The organism is uncultured Georgenia sp. (genome assembly GCF_937958535.1).
Lineage (GTDB): Bacteria > Actinomycetota > Actinomycetes > Actinomycetales > Actinomycetaceae > Oceanitalea.
The window spans coordinates 1-4,118 of the sequence record NZ_CALGNQ010000226.1 but is presented as its reverse complement, the minus strand read 5'-3'; the positions used below and the strand labels follow the sequence as shown (position 1 = coordinate 4,118).

Here is a 4,118-nt window from a genome sequence, read left to right as displayed (position 1 = left end):
TCCGCTACGAGCACCCGCGCACCTGGCTCAACTCCGGGGGCCTGGGCACGATGGGCTACGCCGTCCCGGCCGCGATGGGCGCCAAGGTCGCCCTGCCGGACCGCACCGTGTGGGCGATCGACGGCGACGGCTGCTTCCAGATGACCAACCAGGAGCTGGCCACCTGCGCCCTCGAGGGCATCCCGATCAAGGTCGCCGTCATCAACAACTCCTCCCTGGGCATGGTCCGGCAGTGGCAGACCCTCTTCTACGACGGCCGCTACTCCAACACCGACCTCAACACCGGTCACCAGACCGCCCGCATCCCCGACTTCGTCAAGCTCGCCGAGGCCTACGGCTGCGTCGGCCTGCGCGCCGAGACGGTCGCGGACGTGGACGACACCATCAAGCGGGCGATGGAGATCGACGACCGTCCCGTCGTCATCGACTTCGTCGTCAGCCGCGACGCCATGGTGTGGCCGATGGTCGCCGCCGGCGTGAGCAACGACGACATCCAGTACGCGCGGGGGATGACCCCCACGTGGGACCGCGACGAGTGAAGCGAGGACCTCGATGAGTGACCGTCACACCCTGTCGGTGCTGGTGGAGAACAAGCCCGGCGTGCTCACCCGCGTCGCCGGCCTGTTCGCCCGCCGCGCCTTCAACATCCACTCCCTCGCGGTCGGCCCCACCGAGCACCCGGAGATCTCCCGGATCACCGTCGTGGTCGACGCCGCCGAGCTGCCCCTGGAGCAGGTGACCAAGCAGCTCAACAAGCTCGTCAACGTCATCAAGATCGTCGAGCTCGAGCCGGAGGCCTCGGTGCAGCGCGAGCTGCTGCTCGTCAAGGTCCGCGCCGACGACGCTTCCCGCACCGCGGTGCTCCAGGTGGTCGAGCTGTTCCGGGCGCACGTCGTGGACGTCGCCCCGGACGCCGTCACCATCGAGGCCACCGGGTCGCACAGCAAGCTCCAGGCGCTCCTCACCGCCCTGGAGCCGCACGGGATCCGCGAGATCGTCCAGTCCGGGACCGTGGCCATCGGTCGTGGGTCGCGCTCGATGACCGACCGGGCCCTGGAGCGGGTCCGCACCGCCTGAACCCCATACTTGTCCCAAGTGCCGGCCGTACCGCCGGCCCGAACCATCACCTAACCCAGGGAGAACACTGTGGCTGAGCTGTACTACGACGACGACGCCGACCTGTCCGTCATCGCCGGGAAGAAGGTCGCCGTCATCGGCTACGGCAGCCAGGGGCACGCCCACGCACTCAACCTGCGCGACTCGGGCGTCGACGTCACCGTCGGTCTGCGTGAGGGCAGCTCCTCGGCCGCGAAGGCCAAGGACCAGGGCCTGAAGGTCGCCAGCATCGCCGAGGCCGTCTCGGGTGCCGACGTCGTCGTCATCCTCGCGCCCGACCAGGTGCAGCGCAGCCTCTACGCCGAGGAGATCGAGCCGAACCTCAAGGACGACGCCGCGCTCCTCTTCGCCCACGGCTTCAACATCCGCTTCGGCTACATCAAGCCGGGCGCCGGCCACGACATCGTCATGGTCGCCCCCAAGGGCCCGGGCCACCTCGTGCGCCGCGAGTACGAGGCCGGGCGGGGCGTGCCGGTCATCGTCGCCGTCGAGCAGGACGCCTCCGGCAAGGCCTGGGACCTCGCGCTGTCCTACGCCAAGGCGATCGGCGGCCTGCGCGCCGCGGGGATCAAGACCACCTTCACCGAGGAGACCGAGACCGACCTCTTCGGGGAGCAGGCGGTGCTGTGCGGCGGTGCCTCCCAGCTCGTCCAGTACGGCTTCGAGACCCTCACCGAGGCGGGCTACCAGCCGGAGGTCGCCTACTTCGAGGTGCTCCACGAGCTCAAGCTCATCGTCGACCTCATGTACGAGGGCGGCATCGCGAAGATGCGTTGGTCGATCTCCGACACCGCCGAGTACGGCGACTACGTCTCCGGCCCGCGGGTCATCACCCCGGAGGTCAAGGAGAACATGAAGGCCGTCCTCGCCGACATCCAGTCCGGCGCCTTCGCCGACCGGTTCATCAAGGACCAGGACGCCGGTGCGCCGGAGTTCAAGGAGCTGCGCGCCAAGGGCGAGCAGCACCCGATCGAGTCCACCGGCCGCGAGCTGCGCAAGCTCTTCGCCTGGGTCGAGGACCGCGACACCGACTACACCGAGGGCAGCGTCGCGCGCTGACGCACCGTCTCACGAAGCGCCGGCCGGGAGTTTCCCGGCCGGCGCTTTGCCATGTCGTTGACCTTCCGGAGGTTCATCGCTACGGTCCGGGCGGGTGCCGGGCCCCACCGCGCACCTGCCCCCAGGCTGGAATCGAAGGAGATCTCTTGCTGGAGCTTCTACCGCGCCGTGGCCTCCACCGCGCCGCCCTCGCCTGCTGCGCTGACCGGCGTGCTCGCCGTCGGCGGCGCTGCACTGTCCCTCGCGCCCGCCGCGGCGGTGACCACCGACGCCATCCGTGACCTCGACATCTGCCGTCAACACGCCATCCCGGCGAACGACGACGGCTCCTCCACGCGCCTCGAGCTGCCGTTCCCGATCAACTTCTTCGGCACGCAGCACGAGTCGCTGTTCGTGAACAACAACGGCAACATCACGTTCGACCGAGGGCTGAGCCAGTACACCCCCGAGGACCTCACCGGCCCGACCGGGAACGCGATGATCGCTCCCTTCTTCGCCGACATCGACACCCGCGGCGACGGCTCCCGACTCGTCACCTATGGCTGGGACGACACCACCTTCTGCGTCGACTGGGTCGAGGTGGGGTACTACAGCGCACACGATGACAAGCTCATCAGTGCCCAGCTCGTCGTCACCGACCGCAGTGCTGCCACCGGCAATGCGGGCGACGTGCGCCTGGAGTTCAACTACTCCGACGTCGGCTGGGAGACCGGCGACGCCTCGGGCGGCAGCGGCGGTATGGGCGGCACCTCGGTCGCGGTCGGCTACACCGCGGGCACCGGCGAGCCCGGGACCTTCCAGCAGTTCACCGGCTCCCTCGTCAACGGGGCCCTCGTCGACGGCGGCCCCAACGCGCTGACGGCCGGCTCGCGCAACTCCGATGTGCGCGGCCGCTACGTCTTCGACCTCGGCGGGGAGGACCTCGTCCAGGAGGGTGTTCTCGCCGGCACGGTGACCGACGAGGCAGGCACGCCCCTGGAGGTCGAGGTCCGGGCCTGCCCCGCGGCCGGTGGGGACTGCGTGACGACGACGAGTGGCGCGAACGGCGCCTACTCCGTCGTCGGGCTGCGAGTGGGGGACTATGCGGTGACCGCGACCCCGGCCATCGGCAGCGGCCTGGCCCCGGCGACCCAGCCCGCCGCCATCACCGCGGGTGAGGAGACCGAGCTCGACTTCGTCCTCGAGGCCGCGCCGCTCGGCAGCCTCGCCGTCACGGCCGAGGCGTGGGAGGACGGCAGTGCGGTCGAGGGCGCCGACGTCACGGTCTGCCGCGACGGCACCGAGACGTGCGTCGACCTGCCCGCCACCGACACCGACGGTGGTACCGCCATCGGCGACATCGAGGCCGGCGACTATGTCGTGCGGGTCGGCGCGCCGGCGGACTCCGGCCTCCAGGACGGCACGGCGCGCACCACGGTCGTGGCGGAGGAGGAGTCCACCGTCACCGTTCTCCTGCTGCCCGTCCCGGACCACACCGTCACCGGCACAGTGGTCGACACCGCGGGCGCGCCGGTCGCCGGCGCCACCGTCACCCTCGAGCGCGGGGACGACGGCGAGTACGTGGCCGTCGCGGAGGGGGCGCAGTGGCTCGCGGGGGACACGGCCGCCAACCCCGTCACGGTCGGTGAGGACGGCGCCTTCCGGTGGACCGTCGTCGGCGGGGACTACCGAGTCCGGGCCGAGGCCGCCGACTGCACCCCGACCGAGGCGGTGGTGGAGTTCGACGAGCAGCGCTATGCGGTGGTCACCCTGGTCGTTGACTGCCTCACCCCGACGCCGACCGACCCGGAGCCGTCGGACTCGGAGCCGACGGACCCGGAGCCCGGTGAGGAGCCGACGGCGGCTGCCGAGCCCACCACCCAGGCGGGCAGCGGAACGCTCCCGGCGACGGGCGCAGGGGGTGCGACGGCCGCCGGTGCAGCGGCGCTCGCCCTGCTCACCGC

At 71.0% G+C, this 4,118-nt stretch carries 4 protein-coding genes; all 4 read left to right on the top strand.

The annotated features are described in order from the left end of the window. Positions 1-539 (top strand): thiamine pyrophosphate-dependent enzyme (locus Q0195_RS11945; RefSeq protein WP_299278805.1); only part of this gene is annotated, 539 nt, incomplete at its 5' end. A gap of 13 nt (positions 540-552) precedes the next feature. Then, complete coding sequence (gene ilvN, locus Q0195_RS11940) at positions 553-1,077, top strand: acetolactate synthase small subunit (protein WP_299278803.1); 525 nt, start codon at positions 553-555, stop codon at positions 1,075-1,077. 69 nt (positions 1,078-1,146) lie between these two features. Beyond that, positions 1,147-2,175, top strand: coding sequence for a ketol-acid reductoisomerase (gene ilvC / locus Q0195_RS11935; protein ID WP_299278800.1), 1,029 nt, complete (start codon positions 1,147-1,149; stop codon positions 2,173-2,175). A 168-nt stretch (positions 2,176-2,343) separates the two neighbouring features. Beyond that, the coding region (locus tag Q0195_RS11930) for a carboxypeptidase regulatory-like domain-containing protein (protein ID WP_299278798.1) at positions 2,344-4,118 on the top strand (1,775 nt) is incomplete at its 3' end.

Coding starts and splice junctions, on each gene's coding strand:
- ilvN (WP_299278803.1), top strand. CDS start 553: ATGAGTGACCGTCACACCCTGTCGGTGCTGGTGGAGAACAAGCCCGGC.